The sequence below is a fragment of the Magnetospirillum sp. XM-1 genome (assembly GCF_001511835.1).
Classification (GTDB): domain Bacteria; phylum Pseudomonadota; class Alphaproteobacteria; order Rhodospirillales; family Magnetospirillaceae; genus Phaeospirillum.
In genome coordinates this window covers 2,589,598-2,606,401 of the sequence record NZ_LN997848.1, presented here as the reverse complement: position 1 = coordinate 2,606,401, position 16,804 = coordinate 2,589,598, and the positions used below count along the sequence as shown (strand labels likewise).

Genomic DNA, 16,804 nt, shown 5'->3' with positions numbered 1-16,804 from the left:
TGGATGCCCAACATATACCGTCGCGCAAATTTGCGTTCCACTCAAATTTTGCGGATAACGCAAATTTATGTCTAAGCGTGGCCCGTCTGGTTTATTCGGGGGTCATGTCGCGCCGCATCATCGTCGGTTGTATTTCCCGACGATGAGATAGATACCGAATACTTCGGCGCGGGGAATGTCGAATTCCTCGGCCGGATTGTACTGCTTGAGCTTCACCCGCTCGGAGTCGGCGGTGATCAAGGTCTTCACCAGGGCGTCGTGCTTGCCATTGCCGTCCGCCTTAACCACCAGCACGTCGTCGCCTCGGTTAGCCGGGCGGCTGGGATGAACCAGGATCATGTCGCCCTGGCGATAGGCCGGCTCCATGGACTCTCCAATCACGTACATGCCGAATCCCCCCTTCACACCGAACAGCGGCTCGGGGCGCTTCACCCACTCCATAGGATGCTCGAAGTCGATGGTCATTCCGGTCGATCCGCCCTGGGCGGCGGCATAGATCGGGAGGTCGCGCTGCTCGCCGACCAAACCATCCGTCACCAAGCCCTCTGCGCGGGTCCGGCGTAACGCGTCCATCAGGAACGCTCCCGATCCGGCGGCCGGGTCGATGATCTGCACCCCCGGCTTCGGCTTGCGGATGGAGACCCGCCCGACCTGCCCCAATTCGTCCTGGCGTAGCGGCCTGGTGCCTTCCGGCGGCGGCGCGTAAAGCGCACCTGGATCGATTCCGAAGGCGCGCGAAATAGCCTCGGTAGTGTCCTGGGTGAGGCCGATATGCCCGCCCTCGATTCGGGACACGGTGGCAACGGCCCGGTCGATGGCGTCGGCCAGATCTTCCTGGGTCATCCCCCGCGCCTTGCGCCACTGTTTCACATAATGCTTGGTCATGCCGGGTATCCTTGCACAGGGCGCGGGGTCACGCCATCGCACCAGAGTAAATATTCCGCGCCTTTCCTATTGCGCAAATTTGAGCCTCACGTAATATATGGCGTCATGAAACTCGCCACATACCTTCGTGAGACGCATACGTCGCAACGCCAATTCGCCACGCTGATCGGGCGGAGTGAGGCGTCCGTAAGCCGCATTGTCCGAGGGCTGGATCGTCCAGACTGGACCACCATGATCCGCATCCACCGGGAGACCGGAGGGCAGGTTACGCCCAGCGACTTTCTCCCCGACGCGGAGGTGGCGTGATGGTCGGCCGGCTCCTCCTTGATCCGCCGGCCCTCCTCCAGCGCCCTGTCGTACCGCTCAAGCTGTCGCCGGATGATGGCCGCGTTCGGACCGTCCGGCATGCGGCGGAGCGTGGCCCGCAGGGCTTCCGCCAGTTCCTCCATCGTTTTCCCGCTCTTAGCCATGGGTTGCGTCCCTACGAAAGTTGTCGCGCGACGATGGCCGAGGTTGCGCGGGACAGCGACTACAATCACAAGGGGAAAGCGTCGTGACCAAGCCGCGCTCGCCGGAAAGTTTCGAGGATGCCGCCATGGAAGTGGCGGTCGGATTGGGTGTGCCCGAGTGCGCCCGCCTTATGGACCGATCCGAGGGGGCGGTGCGGGCCTGGACCGATCCCGATAAGGAGGGGCGGCCCACCCTGCACCAAGCGGTGCAGATGGATGCCGAGTTCGCCCGCCGATTCAAGGGCCGCGCGCCGTTCCTGGCCGCCTACCTGCATGCCCTGAAACGGTTGTGCGGCGAAGGCCCCACGGAATTCGGCGATGTGCTGGATGAAACGCTCGACGTGCCCGAGGCGGTCGGCCGCCTGGTGGCCACCATCCGGCGGGTGACGGCGGCCCACTCGGAAGGTGGCCGTTCGATCACCGCCAACGAATACCGCGACGTGCGCGCCGCCATGCGCGACCTGCGCCGTGAGATCGACGAGCTGGAAGCGGCCATTGATGCCGATGCCATGGGGAGCGGCCGATGATCGCCCCCGGCTACGAATCCCTGCAGGAGGTACTGGCCCAAGCCTATGCCCAGGCCGCCCACGGCAAGGGCAAGGAGCGGCACGCCAGCGGCGAGCCGTTCGAGGCCCAGCCCATGATGGCGATCACCAACATGGTGGGCATCGGGTTCCCCCTGGGCCAAGCCTGCAAGAAGGCGCAGGAGGCCGCCCGCATGGTGGCCGAGGGCCAGCCGCACCGCGCCCGCGCCGAGTTGCTGGGGGCCATCGTCTACCTTGCCGGGGCGGTGCTCGCCCTGCCCATGCCGCCCTGCGCCGAGGCGGCCCCCGCTGGGGACAATATCGGTGCTGCGCCCACGGGCGTTTCCTCCCTCACCTCGCCGGGCCGGGGCGAACACCCTGCGCCCGGCACTTCTTTGGGTGGGAATCAATGACGCGCCCGCGCGCCATAGACCTGTGCTGCTGCGCGGGCGGTGCCAGCATGGGGCTGCATCGGGCTGGGTTCGATGTGGTGGGCGTCGATATTCGGCCGCAGCCCCGTTACCCCTTCACCTTCATCCTTGGTGACGCCCAAGAAGCGGACCTTGCCGGGTTCGACTTTGCCTGGGCCTCTCCTCCGTGCCAGCGGTGGACACCCCATGCCCAGCAGCATGGGACGTGCGATGACCACCCCGACCTTGTGACGCCCATGCGGGACAAATTGCGCGCCTGGGGGGGGGCATACTGCATAGAGAATGTGCCTCGTTCTCCCGTGCGCCCCACGCTGATCCTCACCGGCGATCTGTTCGGCCTCAACACGTACAGGAAGCGGCACTTCGAGACCAACTTCCTGGTGCTCGCCCCGAAGCCGGGAAAGGCGTTTGGTCCGAAGACTCGGCCCGGTTCGGTGACCGTTGCAGGAAGCAGCGGGGGCCGCTCCATGCGTGACGGTTGGCAGAACGGCGATAAGGCTGCATGGCAGGCAGCCATGGGTATCGACTGGATGACCAACGCCGAGATGGCCGAGGCCATCCCGCCGGCTTATGGGGAATTCATCGGCCGGGCGGCCCTCGCCTATCTTGGGAGGGCGGCGGCATGACCCACGTCCGCACCTCCCTCGACCGTGTCCTCACCGCCCGCCGCGATCCCGATAAGGTGAAGCGCGACGGATGGCATGAGGTCGGCGTGCTGGCCGTGTCGGTCGACGACGGCCGCCTGGATGCCTTCGAGCGGCAGTTTCTGATCAACCTGGGAAACAGGCTCTACGGCCCCCGAAATGGCGGGGATGGTGCCGTGGTAACGGGCACCTCCGCCGATACGCCTCCCGCCACGTTTGACGCGAAGCGTTTGAACGCTTCCGGGGGTGGCCTGTGAGCGGCCCGTTCGTCCACCTCTGCTGCCATCCCGGATGCCGGGACTGGGGATCGTTCGGCGAGGGCGTGAGCCTGCGCCAGGGCCGCGAGGGGAAATGGTGGTGCCGCGCGCACCTCCCCGAATCCTACGGCAAACACCAACACCCGGCGGCGGCTCGGCCGCTTTCCGGTGACCCGGCGGCCACGTCCGCGCCGCCCCCTCCACCCAAACCGAAGAAGCCCACACAGGGGACTCTGCTATGACGACGACGCCCGAATCAGATATCCGCACCGCGCGGGACAAGCGCACCTTGGCCCGGCAACTCCGCCATCTGCGGCCGGGGGAGATGGTGGTCTATCACATGGGCCACCTCGCCCGTGACCGCGAGATCAACGGCCCTCTGGCCGAGTCCATCGGCGAGTTGGCCGATACCGCCTGGTCGCTGGCCCGCAGCGGGGCCGGGGTGCTGTACCAGCAGCGCCTGCCCGATGGCGGGTTCGCCTACTTCTATGAGGCGAGGCGGCAATGACCCATCAGGCGTCGTGGTCGCCGGCCGACACCGCACTGCGGACACCGCCCCATAATTATGAGGCGGAGCAGGCCCTGCTCGGCGCGCTGCTGCTGAATTCGGCCGTGCTGGACAAGGTGGCGGAGATCGTCGCGCCCGAGCACTTCGCCGACCCCGCCCACGGCCGCATCTATGCCGCCATCCGCGACCTGTCCGATCAGGGCCAGAAGCCGAACCCGGTCACGCTCAAGTCCTACTTCGAGCGTGATTCGGGGTTGGCCGACATCGGCGGCACCGTCTACCTCGCCCAGTTGGCCAATAGCGTGATCAGCACCATCAATGCCGACGATTACGCCAAGCTGGTGCGCGACATGGCCGACCGCCGCGCCATCATCGAGGCGTGCATGTCCGCCATGGGAGAAGCCTACGACCCGCGCTGGGAAGTTCCGGCCAAGGCCATCGTCGAGCAGTTGGAGGGCAGCCTCACCGATCTGGCAGCCGACGCCTCGCTCGGCGGCAAGCCCGAGTCGGTGTCCACCATCCTGCCGCGCGTGGTGAGCACGGTGGAGGCCGTTTACAAGGGCGAGCGGTCGCTGCTCGGCCTGCCTTCCGGGTTCGACCGCCTGGACAAGCTGATCTCGGGCCTGCAGCCCGGCTGCCTGTACCTGCTGGGAGGACGCCCGAGCATGGGCAAGAGCGTGCTGGGCGAGAACATCGCCCGCAACGCCTCGGCGCTCGCCACCGAGGCCGGCGGCGGCATGGTGATGATCTTCTCCCTGGAAATGACCAAGGAGGAACTCGGCCAGCGCGCCATGGCCGCCGCCACCGAGATTCCATTCCACGCCATCCGCAACGGCCGCGTCACCGCCCAGCAGATGGAGGCCCTGTGCCTGGCGGGCCAGGATCTCGGCCGGCTGCCCGTGATCATCGACGACACGCCCGGCCTCACCGTCGCGGCGATCCGCGCCCGCGCGCGGCGGGTCAAGCGCAAGAACGGCCTCAAGCTGGTGGTGGTCGACCACCTACACCTCGTGTCCGGCAACGGCGGCGAGAACCGCAATGTCGAACTGGCCACCATCTCGAAGGCACTCAAGGGTCTGGCAAAGGAGTTGGAGGTGCCGGTCCTGCTGCTGGCCCAGTTGAACCGCAGCGTCGAGCAGCGCGAGGACAAGCGCCCGCAGTTGGCCGACCTGCGCGAATCGGGGGCCATCGAGCAGGATGCCGACGTGGTGATGTTCGTGTTCCGCGAGCAGTACTACCTGGAGCGCGCCGAGCCGCACCGACGCGCCGACGAATCCGACGACAAGTTCAATGACCGTTTCAGCCGCTGGCAGCACCGCTGCGAGGAGGTCTGGAACACGGGCGAGGTGATCGTCGCCAAGCAGCGCAATGGTCCCGTGGGGACCGTCCGGCTGGCCTTCCATGGCCAGTATTGCCGCTTCGCAAACCTCGACCATGACACAGGGGAGGATGGCAATGGATGATAAACGGCTACGATTTGCGGCCGATGTCGCTGAGAAGGCTGGGGTTTCTAGATCCCTGATTTTAGCCGTGATGTGGTGCATCGAAGATTTCTACAAGCGCGACAAGCCGATCGACTACCAGGAAATCGCGGTGGTGATCGACGCGGACGAAGTCGACGTGGCTGCTGCCATTGCAGCCATTCGCTTGGTCGCAAAAGAATGGGAGATCTTGTGATGGCGCGCATCAGAACGATTAAGCCTGAATTCTGGACGAGTGAGCAGATCGTTGAATGCTCCAGAGATGCGCGGCTGCTGTTCATCGGCATCTGGAATATCTGCGATGACGCGGGCATTCACCCGGCCGCGCCCAAGGTGATCAAGATGCGGGTGTTTCCGGCCGATGATGACATCACGTCGGACAGCATTCGGGGAATGCTCGACGATTTGGTGCGCCACCGGCTGATCGCGTTCTTCGACTCGGACGGTACGGAATACCTGCGGGTCACCGGCTGGAGTAAGCACCAGAAGGTGGAGCGCCCAAACTATAAGTACCCGAATCCAGACGCTATATCGCCGAATAACGGGGGAAAAGAGCGGGTTAATGCGGAGAGTTCACGTCGATCTTTCGACGATAGCTCTCCGAACGATCACCGATCAATCGGGGACCGTTCGACCCCGGAAGGGAAGGGAAAGGAAGGGAAAGGAAGGGAATCCCCCCCATCTCCCCCCCGGCAAGTCCCATCGGCGGCACCAAGCGATGCTGTGGATCGGGTTCGGAAGTTGGTCTGGACGCTGATCGGCAAGGATCAGGGTTGGATCGGGACCAAGCTGGTTTCCACCGACGTGGAGGGGGTGAGGCAGGTCCGTGGGTGGTTCGACCTGGGGCTGTCCGAGGATCGGGTGTTGGCCGAGGTGGAGCGGGTGTTCACCGCCGCCAAGGAATCCGGCACCAGCATCGGGCGGCCGTGGGCCTACCTCGACCGGGTGATGCGCTCGCTGGCGGAGGAAGGCTCGGCAACGGCCGAGGCAGGCGGCAACGGCATCCTGGACGCGACCCCATGGGTGCAGCGGGTGGAGTCCTTCCGATCCAAGGGCTTCTGGGTGGACGGCTGGGGTCCGCGCCCCGGTGAGGATGGTTGCCTCGTGCCCGCCGACGTGCTGGCCAGCCATGGCTATGGAGCGCGGGCATGAAAACCGTGATCGACATCGAACGGCTGCTGCACTGGACATATCAAGCCCAGGCGGCGGATGCGGTGACCAAGCGCGTGGTGCGCGGCCTGTGGCCCTCGGGCTATGGCAGCATGCTCAACGCCGTGGTGCAGCAGGGGTTGCTGGGCGTGCGGATCGACTGCTCCGGTCCCGGCCTGTGCCCCGACGATCTCCACCCCGATGCCGAGGCGGTCCACGACGCGGTGCGGTCGCTGCCCGCCCTGCAGGTCGGGCTGGTGATCGAGTACGCCAAGTCCGGCCTGCGGCCCGACTGGATGGAGGGCGAGGAGCCAGCCTACCGCCCCATCCTGCGCAGCAACGGCAAGCCCAAGATGGAGTACTGGGATCGGGAGCAGAAGCGCCCGGCATATTGCTGCGTCGAACTGGTGCCCGACCCGGAGAGCATCGCCTTCGCCCGCGCCATGTACGAGGAGTGGTGGGACGCCCTCGCCACCCTCGCTGCCAAGCTGGACGATCTGGAGGACCATATGGTCACTGGACCGGGCTTCGACCGCAACCCTTGGATGGCCCCTTGACTTCCGGGGTAAAAGTTGACAACACTCTCCCAGCCTATCGAAGAACAGCCCGCCACCCAGCAATGGGTCGGCGGGCTTCGTCGTCTCTGGGCATCCCCTTCCCGCCCCGCATGGGCATCGGGCCGGTGTGTCAATCCTGCCACTCGGCGGGGGTCTGTGGCATCGACGCCACACCCCACCCCCACCCCCGAAGGTACTTCCCGGCCCCCGAAGAGTGCGGGTGGCAAGGGCGCGGGAGTTCGCTAGTGCATTGATTTTCAAACGAGGTTTACCGGGTTGACCCGGTTTACCCGGAGGGTTTACCCGTGGCCGAAGTGAAGAGTGCAGACCGGGTTGAGCAATGGCCGGTGGCCCGGCTCATGCCCTACGCGCGCAACGCTCGCACCCACTCCGAATCCCAGGTCTCCGAGATCGCCGCATCCATCGGCAGGTTCGGGTTCAACAACCCGGTGCTGGTGGACGAGCAGGGCATGATCATTGCCGGCCACGGCCGCGTTCTGGCGGCCAAGCGGCTCGGCCTGGAGGTCGTTCCCGTCGTGCCGCTGCCCCACCTCACCGAGGCGGAGAAGCGGGCGTACATCCTGGCCGACAACAAGTTGGCTGAGAAGGCGGGATGGGATGAGGACTTGCTCCGCCTCGAACTGGCGGACCTGCAAGACCTCGACATCGACCTCGGGGTCATTGGCTTCGAGGATAAGGAGATTGACCGCCTGCTGGCGGAAGACGATCCCGATGATGATGCCGATGATGATGACGGCGAGGACGCCCCGGAGGTCGAGGCCGAGCCGGTCTCGCTGCTGGGCGATCTATGGGTTCTCGGTCGGCACCGCCTGCTGTGCGGTGATTCGACGCTGCAGGCGTCCGTCGAAGCGGTGATGGACGGCGACCTTGCCGACATGGTGTGGACCGATCCGCCCTACGGCATGAGCTACGGCGGTGGGCGCAAGGGCAACGACGGCACTGTCCGCGATTTCGGCATGATCATGAACGACGACAAGACCGGCGACGACCTGATCGCCCTGGTGCGCGATTCGGTGGGCAGCGCGGTCGCTGTCGCTCACCCCAAGGCGGCGGTGTACGTCTGCTTCCCATGGCGCACCTATGCCGAGTTCGAGGCGGCACTGGCCGAGATCGGCTTGGACGTATCGGCCTGCATCGTCTGGGACAAGAAATCCATCGGCCTGGGCAATGCCCATTACCGGCCGCAGCACGAGTTCATCTTCTACTGCAATCGCGGCAACTGGTTCGGCGATAAGGCCCAGTCCGACGTTTGGAGTTTTAGCCGGGGGGCGACCGCCGAATACGTCCACCCCACCCAGAAGCCCCTCAAGCTGATCGAGCGCGCCCTGCGCAACAGCAGCAAGAAGGGCGGGGTCGTGGTGGATGTGTTCGGCGGTTCCGGCTCCACCCTGATCGCCTGCGAAAAGCGTGGCCGCTCCGCCCGTCTGGTGGAGTTGGACCCGAAGTATGTCGATGTGATCGTCCGCCGCTGGGAATCCTTCACCGGCCAGCGGGCGGTCCTTGAATCCACCGGGCAGACCTTCGCCGAGGTGGCCGCTCACCGGAGGGCCGCCGCGTAGGCTGCCGCATGCCCAGGGTGATCCCGCATGATGATGAGCCAAGTCGAATACGCGGCCCACATCGGCAAGACCAAGCAGTACGTCAACAAGCTGGTGCGCCTGGGCAAGATCCCGGTGCAGCCGGACGGAAAGATCGACGCTGCCGAGGCTGATTTCGCGCTCAAGCGCGCCGCTGATCCGGCCCGGTCCATTGGCCGCGCTGATGATGGTGATGGCGACGATGATCCATCTGACGCTGCCCAGCCGGCATCTTCGGGCGGCGGCGATGGCCTGTCCTTCACCAAGGCCCGCACCGCCCGCGAGGCGTATCAGGCCAAGATGGCAAAGCTCGAATACGAGCGCCAGATCGGCCTGTGGCTGCCCAAGCAAGAGGTGCTCGACGCCATGGTGGCGTCGGGGCGTAAGATTCGGCAGGGCCTGGACGCGGTGCCGAGCTGGGCGGATGACCTGGCGGCGCTCATGCCGGGGGTGGACCAAAACGAAATCCGCAAGTTGCTCCGCGCCAAGGTGCGCGTGCTGGAGCAGATGATCGCGGACAGCCTAACTCTCTCGGGCCAGGACGACGATGGCGAGGAAGACGACTCTTAGTCTGATCGCCGGGGCGCTGGCCATGGGCATTGCCCCCGATCCGGTGGTTTCCCCGGTGGCGTGGGCAAAGACCAACCTGATCGTGGCCGATGGTCCCCATGCCGGGCACAAGTGGGATGACGCCCTCACCCCATACCTGCCCGACATCCTGGATTGCCTCGCCCCCGATCACCCATGCACGCGGGTGTCGGTGCGGAAGTCGGCGCAGACTGGCCTGTCGCAGTTGGGCATCGTGTGGACCATGTTTATCGTGGCCTGCGCCCCGGCCAAGGCCATGGTGGTGTTTCCGACCATCTCGTCGGTGCAGGATTTCAACCGCGAGAAGCTGACGCCCACCATCGAATCGACCCGGTGCCTGCGCAACAAGGTCCGGGAGCAGCGGTCGCGCTCGGCCCAGGGGTCCACCGCCTTGAACAAGCGGTTCCCCGGTGGGTCGCTGATCCTGACCGGGGCAAATTCGAGCGCCGATCTCCGCTCGAAAACGGTGAAGTTCCTGTTCTGCGACGAGATCGACGAATGGCCCTTCGACCTGGATGGCCAGGGCGACCCGATGGAAATGGCGGATGCGCGTCAAATCGCGTTTCACACCACCGGGGAATACAAGAAATTCGAGTGCTCGACGCCCACCATCAAGGGGGTGTCGCGCATCGACGCCTCGTTCGAGGCTGGTGACCAGCGGTACTTCCAGGTGCCGTGCCCGCATTGCGGCGAGTACCAGCGCCTGGTGTTCAAGAACCTGATGTTCGACAAGGTATGGCCGTTCAACGCCCGCTATGCCTGCGCCCATTGCGGGTCGCTGATCGAACACCACCACAAGCGCGCCATGGTGCAGGCCGGCAAGTGGGTGGCGGCATGCCCTGGGCCTGGGAGGCATCCCAGCTTCCATATCGACGCCCTCACGTCGTTGCTCACCACCTGGGACAAACTGGCGGAGAAGTTCCTCTCGTCGAAGGACGATCCGCAGAAGCTGAAAGCCTTCGTCAACCTGTGGCTGGGCGAGGCATGGGAGGAACGGGGCGAGGCCCCGGAATGGCAGCGCCTGTTCGCGCGGCGCGAGGATTACCGCCCGCGCTCCATCCCCATGGGCGGTCTGATCCTGACCTGCTTCACCGACGTGCAGGCCAATGGCCTGTTTTACGAGACGGTCGCCTGGGGAAAGGGCAAGGCCAGTTGGTCCATCGACATCGGGTTTCTGCCGGGCGAGACCGCCGACCCGGCCGGGCCGGTATGGAGGGCACTGGAAGAGGTTTACGAGCGCCGCTACGTGGACGCCTACGGGGTTGGCTGGACTATTGACCTGATGGCGGTGGACTCTGGCTTTAACACCGGGGCGGTGTACGAGTGGGTGCGCCGCCGCCCGAAGGCCATGGCCACCAAGGGCATGCCGGGGTGGTATCACCCACCGCTGGGCACGCCGTCCAAGCAGGATGTCACCTTCGGCGGCCGGAAGTTGCGGCGCGGCCTTCTGTTGTGGCCCATCGGCACTTGGCCATTGAAGGCCGAGCTATACGCGGCGCTGCGCAAGGATGGGCGGCGTGACGGTGCGGAGGAAGATCCGCCTGGGTACTGCCACTTCACCGAGGCGCTCCACGACGATGGGTACTTCAAGCAACTCACCGCCGAGCACCTGAAGGACCGCGAGGTCAAGGGCAGGACGGTGCGGGAGTGGGTCGCCAGCGGCGACAACCACTACCACGACTGCCGAATCGGAAACATGGCACTGGCCGAGCACCTCGGCGTGGGGCGGATGACCGATGACGATTGGGCGCGGCTGGCGGCCCAGCGCAACGTGCCGCCACGGGCGAGCCAGGGCGACCTGCTGGCCATGATGACGCCCGCCGTTCCGGCCCAGGCCGAGGATAGGGCGGAACCGGAAAACAAGACCATGCCGCAGCCTGCGGCGGCCCGCCAGCCGGTGGCAGGGCCGCCACGGCGGCGCGGATTCGTGAATGGCTGGAGGGGCTGATGGCAACGATCCCGACTCGGGAACCGGACAAGCTGGTTGCGGGTGATACCTGGCGGTGGCGGCGCGATGACCTGGCCGACTATCCGGCCGGCGGCGGGTGGACCCTGTCCTACGTGCTGATCAACGCCTCGGGCAAGATCACCTTTTCGGCGGGTGCCGATGGCGATGCCTTCCTGGTCGATGTGGCTGCGGCCACCACCGCCAACAAGACGGCCGGCACCTATGGCTGGGAGGCGTTCGTCACCAAGGGCTCCGACCGCTTCCGCGTAGGCACCGGCCGCGTTGAGGTGCTCCCCAATTTCGAGACCACCGCCACGGCGGACACTCGCAGTCATGCCCGGCGGACGCTGGAGGCCATTGACGCGGTCATCGAGAAGCGCGCCAGCAAGGATCAGATGTCCTATCAGATCGACGGGCGGAGGCTGGACCGTACCCCGCTGCCCGACCTGATCCGCCTGCGCTCCTATTACGTCTCCCAGGTCCGCCGGGAGGATGATGCCGCCGCCGTTGCCGCTGGCCGTGGCGGGCGGATGGTGCTGACCAGATTCGGAGGGCGTGGCTGATGGGCTGGATTGATCGCCTGCTTGGCCGCGATAGGGCGTCCGCCAAACCCGCCAAGCGCCCCATGGGCCGTAACTTCGCCGCTGCCCAGAACAGCCGCCTCACCAACGACTGGCCCACGTCCGGTCTTGCCCTGGATGTCTATCTGCGCCAGGGCCTCAAGGCCATGCGCTCCAGGTCGCGCCAGCTTGCCCGCGACAACGACTACATGCGCCAGTTCCTGCGCATGGTCCGTCGGAACGTCGTCGGCCCGTCCGGCATCGGCCTGCAGGTGCGGGCCAAGGAGCCGAACGGCACCCTGGACGTCGCCGCGAATGCCGCCATTGAGGCGGAATTCGCCAAGTGGGCCAAGAAGGGCAATTGCACGGTGTGCGGTCGCTTCTCATGGCTGGCGGTGCAGCAGTTGGTGGCCACGGCCGTCGCCCGCGATGGGGAAATCCTGGTGCGCAAGGTGCGGGGCTTCCCGAACCGCTGGGGATTCGCGCTGCAACTGATCGAGGCGGACCACCTGGACGAGCAGTTGAACCGCGAGTTCGACGATGGCAGCGCCATCCGCATGGGTGTCGAGGTGGACAAGTGGGCGCGGCCCGTCGCCTATCACATCCGCAAGCGGCATCCGGGGCGCTCGGGTGACGCTGGCTACGTCCCCGGCCAGACCCACGAGCGGGTTCCGGCGGCCGAAATCCTGCACCTCTACGTCCCCGAATATCCCGGTTCCGGCCAGACCAGGGCCGCTCCCTGGGGCCATTCGGCCATGATGCGCCTGCAGATGCTGGGCGGGTACGAGGAGGCGGCGCTGGTGGCCGCCCGCGTCGGCGCGGCCAAGATGGGGTTCTTCGTCGAGCAGGAGGGTGCGGCCTACGGCCCCGGTGAAACCGATTCGCTGGGCAACATGATCTCGGACGCGGAGGCCGGTCACTTCGAGCGCCTTCCGGCCGGCGTCGATTTCCGGGAGTTCAACCCGAACTATCCCAGCGGCGAGATGCCGTACTTCCTCAAGGCAATGCTGCGCGGGGCCTGTTCCGGCCTCGGCGTGTCGTACAACGGCCTGGCCAACGACCTGGAGAATGTCAACTTCTCCTCCCTTCGGGCTGGAACCCTGGAGGAGCGCGACGAGTGGATGACCCTCCAAGAATGGCTGATCGAGGATCTGCATGACGGCGTGTTCGCGGCGTGGCTGGAAATGTCGCTGCTGGGCGGCGCGCTGACCCTGCCCTTCGCAAAATTCGACAAGTTCAACGCTCCGGTCTGGAACCCGCGCCGCTGGGCCTGGGTGGACCCGGAGAAGGAAATCAACGCCTACGCCAAGGGCGTGGGCCTACGGGTCATCAGCCGCCGCGAGATCGCCGCCGCCCAGGGCCGCGACCTAGACGAGGTATTCGACGCCCTGGCGGCCGAGGAAAAGCTGGCCAAGGAAAAGGGGATCGTGCTGGGCGACCCGGCGGCCATTGCTGGCCAGCAATCCCAGCAACAGCCGCAACAGACTTCGTCCTAGCCCGAGGAATCCAACATGCCCGAGACCATCAAGCTCGGCCCGCAATACCGGGCCGCGACGATCACGCGCGCCGACATCAACGAGGAGGACCGCACCGTCAAGCTGGCCTTCTCGTCCGAAGCCCCCTACGAGCGATATTGGGGCGTCGAAGTTCTGGGCCACAGCCGTGGCGAGGTCGACCTGTCCTGGCTGGAAACCGGGCAGGCTCCGCTGCTGATGGACCATAACCCCCGCGATCAGGTGGGGATCATCGAAGAAGTTTCCATCGGAGCCGACCGCAAGGGGCGGGCGGTGGTGCGCTTTGGCAAGGGCACCCGTGCCGATGAAATCTTCCGCGATGTGCTGGACGGTATCCGGCTGAACGTCTCGGTCGGGTACGAAATCAACAAGCTGCAGTTGGTCGAAGAAAACAAGGACGCGCCTTCGATCTACCGCGTCACCGACTGGCGGCCCCTGGAAATCAGCATCGTCTCCATCCCCGCCGACCCCACCGTTGGCGTCGGGCGTGAGGCCGATACTGTCAATGTTCAATCCGTTACCATCGAAAGGAAAGCTCCGATGAGCGAAGTCACTACCGCTACCGCCCCGGCGGCTACCGCCCAGGCGACCGTCACCGTCGACGTGGAGGCCATCCGCGCCGAGGCCCGCAAGAACGAGGAATCCCGCGTCCGCGAGATCATTTCCGTGGGCGAGCGTTTCAACTGCCGCGACAAGGCCAACGAGGCGATCAAGTCCGGCAAGTCCGCCGACCTGTTCAAGGGCGAGGTGCTGATGAGCCTGGGCGATCAGGCCAACGCCATCCTGCTCAAGCAGCACGAGATCGGCCTGTCCGAGAAGGAGGCCAAGCGGTACTCGCTGACCCGCGCCATCGCCTCCATGATGGACCCCAAGTCGGCTGGCCGTGGTGCCGAGTTCGAAATGGAATGCTCGGCCGCTGTCGCCAAGCGTACCGGGGCCGCCCCGAAGGGCTTCTTCGTGCCGGTGGACTATCAGGCCCGCGCCGACATCCAGCGCCGCGACTTGCTGGTGGGCACCGCCACGGCCGGCGGCAATGCCGTCGCCACCGACCTGGATTCGTCCTCGTTCATCGACCTGCTGCGCAACCGCATGATGGTCCGCGCCATGGGTGCCCGCGTGCTGTCCGGCCTGCAGGGCAATCTGGCGATCCCGAAGCTGACCGGCTCGTCCACCGCCTACTGGGTGGCGGAGAACAATGCGCCGACCGAGGGGCAGCAGACCATCGGTCAGGTCACCATGTCGCCCAAGACCATCGCCGCGTTCACCGACTTCTCCCGGCAGTTGATGCTGCAGTCGTCGCTGGACGTGGAATCGCTGGTGCGCTCGGACCTGTCGCAGATCCTGGCCCTGGGCATCGACCTGGCCGCCCTGCATGGCACCGGCTCGAACAACCAGCCCAAGGGCGTGGCCAACATCACCGGCATCGGCTCGGTGGTCGGCGGCGACAACGGTGCGGCCCCCACCTGGGGCAATATCGTGGACCTGGAAACCGAGGTCGCGGTGGACAACGCCGATCTGGGCAGCCTGGGCTACCTGACCAACGCCAAGATGCGCGGCAAGCTCAAGCAGACCCAGAAGGCGGCCAACACCGGCATGTTCGTCTGGGAAAACAACCCGGCCGACCAGGGCTTCGGCATGATGAACGGCTACCGTGCCGGTGCCTCCAATCAGGTGAGCAGCGCGCTCACCAAGGGCACCGCCAACGGCGTCTGCTCGGCGATTTTCTTCGGCAACTGGGCCGACCTGATCATCGGCGAGTGGGGCATGCTCGACATCCTGGTCGATCCCTACACCGGCTCGTCCGCCGGCACCGTGCGCGTCACCGCCTTCCAGTCGGTGGACGTGGCCGTGCGCCGCGCCGAGTCCTTCGCCGCCATGCTGGACGCCCTGTCCTCGTAACCGGGCATCCATCAAGCGTTGAACGCGGAACGGGGCGGCCTTCGGGTCGCCCCGTTCGCTATGGGGAGTAAGGAACATGAAGGTCAAGGTTCTGCGCGACACCTTCGCCAGCGGCGAACTGCTGCGGGCCGGAAAGGTCCACGATGTGGCCGACGACGACGCCAGGGTGCTGATCGCCATGCGCAAGGCGGAGGCGTTCCAGGGCAAGGAAAAGCCCGAGAAGCCTGCCAAGGGCGATTCCAGCGGTGGCGCTGCCGATGGCGGCCCGCAGCAGGGCGGCGATGGCACCCTGCCCCTCGGCCAGGGCTGATCGCCATGGCGGTGGAAGATGCCGACGATCTGGCGGCCTTCTTCGACACCGACGACTTCGCCTTGAGCGCGGTCTACCGGGTCGGCGGCACGGGTGCGGGGGTGGCTATTGCCGTTCTCCCGGCCCGAGCCGACCGCTCGGTGTCGCTGTTCGGGCAGGATTCGGTGACGGACGCGGCCGTTTTCAAGGTCCGCGTGGCCGAGGTCCAGGCCCCGGCCGAAGGCGACACGATCACCGTGGATGGCACGCTCTACACCGTCCAGGGTGTCCCCAAGCGTGACGATTCCCGCGCCATCTGGACCGTCGAGGCGCGCGAGGAATGAGGCTTGGCGCTGCCATTCTCGGTTCACTACCGGCCATCGTCCGCGAGGAAATGAACGCGGCCGAGCGTGCCGCGCAGGCTGCTTTGCGCGAAGCCGGCACGGGCCTGCGCGACGATCTGCGCCAGCATGTGGCCGATGCTGGACTGGGCAAGTTGTCCCGCGCCTGGGCGGTGCGGGTCTATCGCGGTTCGTCTCCCCTGTCGGGGGCGGCCTTCGTCTATGTGAAGGGCCGTTCGGCGGCCAAGGCCATGTGGGCGTTCGAGAACGGCGCGATCATCCGCGCCACCCATGGCCGATACCTCGCCATCCCCACGGGGTTCAACATGCGCGGCGGCCGGCGCGGCGGAAAGATGATCTATCGGCCGCAGGATTTGCGCGACACCTTCGTCCAGCGGTCCAAGAAGGGGAACCTTCTGCTGTTCGCCCGCGTGGCCCACGCCCAGCGGCAGGTCAAGGGCCGGGTCCGCGATCTGGCCTTCGTCGAAAAGCAGATGCTCGGCAGCGGCCGGGTGCGCCGCACCGAGGCCATCCTGCAGGCCGGTGCGGTGCCGATGTTCCTGCTGGTGCCGCAGATCACCATCAAGAAGCGGCTCAATGTCGGCCGCGTCGTTCCGTTCTGGGAGGACCGCCTGCCGGAACTCCTTGTCCAGCATTGGGAGGCCGCCAATGGCCGATAGTCCCCGCGAGGCGGCGCTCAAGGCGCTGTTCTCGGCCCTGCAGGGCGTTCCCGGCCCCACGGTGAAGCGCAATGAGCGCGAAGACGCCAAGATCCCCAGCGGCGGGCTGATCAGCCTGCGCGATGGCGATCCCGGCGACCCCGAGGTGCTGCTGTCGCCCCTGCAGTACGCCTACACCCATCGCGCCGAGTTGGTGGTGCAGGTCCAGGCTTCCGCCAGTGCGAGCCGGGATTCGGCGCTGGATACCATCCTGCGCGCCATCGGGGCCAAGCTCTCCGCCGACCCCACCCTCGGCGGCGTGGTCGATTGGGCAACGCCTGGCGCGCCCGAGATCGAGGATGAAGCGGTGGAGGGTGCGGCCGGCGTCAAGGCGGCCATGGTGCCCGTGTTCCTTGAGTACGTGAGTCCAACGCCGCTCGGCTGACGCGGCAAGAGCCAAAGG

General features: G+C 66.1%; 20 protein-coding genes. 19 read left to right on the top strand and 1 reads right to left on the bottom strand.

The features are described from left to right. Positions 1 to 117: 117 nt before the first annotated feature. Positions 118 to 885: an XRE family transcriptional regulator gene (locus tag XM1_RS12185; RefSeq protein WP_068433771.1), complete on the bottom strand. Its 768-nt coding sequence runs from the start codon at positions 883 to 885 to the stop codon at positions 118 to 120. 553 nt (positions 886 to 1,438) lie between these two features. Between XM1_RS12185 and XM1_RS12175 the strand changes: the two genes are divergently transcribed. The 19 genes from XM1_RS12175 to XM1_RS12085 all read left to right on the top strand — a co-directional run bounded on the left by XM1_RS12175 (position 1,439) and on the right by XM1_RS12085 (position 16,786). Further along, positions 1,439 to 1,921 carry a hypothetical protein gene (locus XM1_RS12175; RefSeq protein ID WP_068433767.1) on the top strand — a complete coding sequence of 161 codons (483 nt, stop codon included), beginning with the start codon at positions 1,439 to 1,441 and terminating at the stop codon, positions 1,919 to 1,921. Next, the gene (locus XM1_RS12170; RefSeq protein ID WP_068433765.1) at positions 1,918 to 2,331 is read left to right on the top strand and encodes a hypothetical protein; all 414 of its coding nucleotides are present in this window, start codon (positions 1,918 to 1,920) and stop codon (positions 2,329 to 2,331) included. The genes XM1_RS12175 and XM1_RS12170 overlap by 4 nt, the downstream gene beginning before the upstream one ends. After that, positions 2,328 to 2,975, top strand: a complete 648-nt coding sequence (locus tag XM1_RS12165; RefSeq protein ID WP_068433763.1) for a DNA cytosine methyltransferase — start codon at positions 2,328 to 2,330, stop codon at positions 2,973 to 2,975. Before XM1_RS12170 ends, XM1_RS12165 begins: the two co-directional genes overlap by 4 nt. Then, positions 2,972 to 3,250 (top strand): hypothetical protein, encoded by a 279-nt coding sequence (locus tag XM1_RS25300; protein WP_369815999.1) that lies wholly within the window; start codon positions 2,972 to 2,974, stop codon positions 3,248 to 3,250. The genes XM1_RS12165 and XM1_RS25300 overlap by 4 nt, the downstream gene beginning before the upstream one ends. Positions 3,251 to 3,488: 238 nt before the next feature. Next, positions 3,489 to 3,758, top strand: coding sequence for a hypothetical protein (locus XM1_RS12155; RefSeq protein WP_068433761.1), 270 nt, complete (start codon positions 3,489 to 3,491; stop codon positions 3,756 to 3,758). Continuing rightward, complete coding sequence (gene dnaB / locus XM1_RS12150) at positions 3,755 to 5,221, top strand: replicative DNA helicase (RefSeq protein ID WP_068433760.1); 1,467 nt, start codon at positions 3,755 to 3,757, stop codon at positions 5,219 to 5,221. The genes XM1_RS12155 and dnaB overlap by 4 nt, the downstream gene beginning before the upstream one ends. Then, positions 5,214 to 5,435, top strand: a complete 222-nt coding sequence (locus XM1_RS12145; RefSeq protein ID WP_068433759.1) for a hypothetical protein — start codon at positions 5,214 to 5,216, stop codon at positions 5,433 to 5,435. The genes dnaB and XM1_RS12145 overlap by 8 nt, the downstream gene beginning before the upstream one ends. Next, on the top strand, positions 5,435 to 6,391 hold the full coding sequence (locus tag XM1_RS12140) for a hypothetical protein (protein WP_068433757.1): 957 nt from the start codon (positions 5,435 to 5,437) through the stop codon (positions 6,389 to 6,391). Before XM1_RS12145 ends, XM1_RS12140 begins: the two co-directional genes overlap by 1 nt. Beyond that, positions 6,388 to 6,945 carry a hypothetical protein gene (locus XM1_RS12135; protein WP_068433755.1) on the top strand — a complete coding sequence of 186 codons (558 nt, stop codon included), beginning with the start codon at positions 6,388 to 6,390 and terminating at the stop codon, positions 6,943 to 6,945. Before XM1_RS12140 ends, XM1_RS12135 begins: the two co-directional genes overlap by 4 nt. A 305-nt stretch (positions 6,946 to 7,250) precedes the next feature. After that, positions 7,251 to 8,525 (top strand): site-specific DNA-methyltransferase, encoded by a 1,275-nt coding sequence (locus tag XM1_RS12130; protein WP_197603074.1) that lies wholly within the window; start codon positions 7,251 to 7,253, stop codon positions 8,523 to 8,525. A 27-nt stretch (positions 8,526 to 8,552) separates the two neighbouring features. Then, complete coding sequence (locus tag XM1_RS12125; RefSeq protein WP_068433753.1) at positions 8,553 to 9,113, top strand: hypothetical protein; 561 nt, start codon at positions 8,553 to 8,555, stop codon at positions 9,111 to 9,113. Continuing rightward, entirely contained in the window at positions 9,091 to 11,079 is a 1,989-nt protein-coding gene (locus XM1_RS12120; RefSeq protein WP_082700484.1) for a phage terminase large subunit family protein, read from the top strand. The genes XM1_RS12125 and XM1_RS12120 overlap by 23 nt, the downstream gene beginning before the upstream one ends. Further along, positions 11,079 to 11,642: a hypothetical protein gene (locus XM1_RS12115; protein ID WP_068433751.1), complete on the top strand. Its 564-nt coding sequence runs from the start codon at positions 11,079 to 11,081 to the stop codon at positions 11,640 to 11,642. The genes XM1_RS12120 and XM1_RS12115 overlap by 1 nt, the downstream gene beginning before the upstream one ends. Then, the gene (locus tag XM1_RS12110) at positions 11,642 to 13,135 is read left to right on the top strand and encodes a phage portal protein (protein ID WP_068433750.1); all 1,494 of its coding nucleotides are present in this window, start codon (positions 11,642 to 11,644) and stop codon (positions 13,133 to 13,135) included. Before XM1_RS12115 ends, XM1_RS12110 begins: the two co-directional genes overlap by 1 nt. A gap of 15 nt (positions 13,136 to 13,150) precedes the next feature. Continuing rightward, the gene (locus XM1_RS12105) at positions 13,151 to 15,052 is read left to right on the top strand and encodes a phage major capsid protein (RefSeq protein ID WP_068433749.1); all 1,902 of its coding nucleotides are present in this window, start codon (positions 13,151 to 13,153) and stop codon (positions 15,050 to 15,052) included. Positions 15,053 to 15,128: 76 nt separating this feature from the next. Beyond that, positions 15,129 to 15,362, top strand: a complete 234-nt coding sequence (locus tag XM1_RS12100) for a hypothetical protein (RefSeq protein ID WP_068433747.1) — start codon at positions 15,129 to 15,131, stop codon at positions 15,360 to 15,362. 5 nt (positions 15,363 to 15,367) lie between these two features. Continuing rightward, entirely contained in the window at positions 15,368 to 15,685 is a 318-nt protein-coding gene (locus XM1_RS12095) for a hypothetical protein (RefSeq protein WP_068433745.1), read from the top strand. Then, positions 15,682 to 16,362 (top strand): DUF6441 family protein, encoded by a 681-nt coding sequence (locus XM1_RS12090; protein ID WP_156428715.1) that lies wholly within the window; start codon positions 15,682 to 15,684, stop codon positions 16,360 to 16,362. Before XM1_RS12095 ends, XM1_RS12090 begins: the two co-directional genes overlap by 4 nt. Further along, entirely contained in the window at positions 16,352 to 16,786 is a 435-nt protein-coding gene (locus XM1_RS12085; RefSeq protein ID WP_068433741.1) for a hypothetical protein, read from the top strand. The genes XM1_RS12090 and XM1_RS12085 overlap by 11 nt, the downstream gene beginning before the upstream one ends. The last annotated feature ends 18 nt before the right edge of the window (positions 16,787 to 16,804 follow it).

Coding starts and splice junctions, on each gene's coding strand:
- XM1_RS12185 (WP_068433771.1), bottom strand. CDS start 885: ATGACCAAGCATTATGTGAAACAGTGGCGCAAGGCGCGGGGGATGACC.
- XM1_RS12170 (WP_068433765.1), top strand. CDS start 1,918: ATGATCGCCCCCGGCTACGAATCCCTGCAGGAGGTACTGGCCCAAGCC.
- XM1_RS12165 (WP_068433763.1), top strand. CDS start 2,328: ATGACGCGCCCGCGCGCCATAGACCTGTGCTGCTGCGCGGGCGGTGCC.
- XM1_RS25300 (WP_369815999.1), top strand. CDS start 2,972: ATGACCCACGTCCGCACCTCCCTCGACCGTGTCCTCACCGCCCGCCGC.
- XM1_RS12155 (WP_068433761.1), top strand. CDS start 3,489: ATGACGACGACGCCCGAATCAGATATCCGCACCGCGCGGGACAAGCGC.
- dnaB (WP_068433760.1), top strand. CDS start 3,755: ATGACCCATCAGGCGTCGTGGTCGCCGGCCGACACCGCACTGCGGACA.
- XM1_RS12145 (WP_068433759.1), top strand. CDS start 5,214: ATGGATGATAAACGGCTACGATTTGCGGCCGATGTCGCTGAGAAGGCT.
- XM1_RS12140 (WP_068433757.1), top strand. CDS start 5,435: ATGGCGCGCATCAGAACGATTAAGCCTGAATTCTGGACGAGTGAGCAG.
- XM1_RS12135 (WP_068433755.1), top strand. CDS start 6,388: ATGAAAACCGTGATCGACATCGAACGGCTGCTGCACTGGACATATCAA.
- XM1_RS12125 (WP_068433753.1), top strand. CDS start 8,553: ATGATGATGAGCCAAGTCGAATACGCGGCCCACATCGGCAAGACCAAG.
- XM1_RS12120 (WP_082700484.1), top strand. CDS start 9,091: ATGGCGAGGAAGACGACTCTTAGTCTGATCGCCGGGGCGCTGGCCATG.
- XM1_RS12115 (WP_068433751.1), top strand. CDS start 11,079: ATGGCAACGATCCCGACTCGGGAACCGGACAAGCTGGTTGCGGGTGAT.
- XM1_RS12110 (WP_068433750.1), top strand. CDS start 11,642: ATGGGCTGGATTGATCGCCTGCTTGGCCGCGATAGGGCGTCCGCCAAA.
- XM1_RS12105 (WP_068433749.1), top strand. CDS start 13,151: ATGCCCGAGACCATCAAGCTCGGCCCGCAATACCGGGCCGCGACGATC.
- XM1_RS12100 (WP_068433747.1), top strand. CDS start 15,129: ATGAAGGTCAAGGTTCTGCGCGACACCTTCGCCAGCGGCGAACTGCTG.
- XM1_RS12095 (WP_068433745.1), top strand. CDS start 15,368: ATGGCGGTGGAAGATGCCGACGATCTGGCGGCCTTCTTCGACACCGAC.
- XM1_RS12090 (WP_156428715.1), top strand. CDS start 15,682: ATGAGGCTTGGCGCTGCCATTCTCGGTTCACTACCGGCCATCGTCCGC.
- XM1_RS12085 (WP_068433741.1), top strand. CDS start 16,352: ATGGCCGATAGTCCCCGCGAGGCGGCGCTCAAGGCGCTGTTCTCGGCC.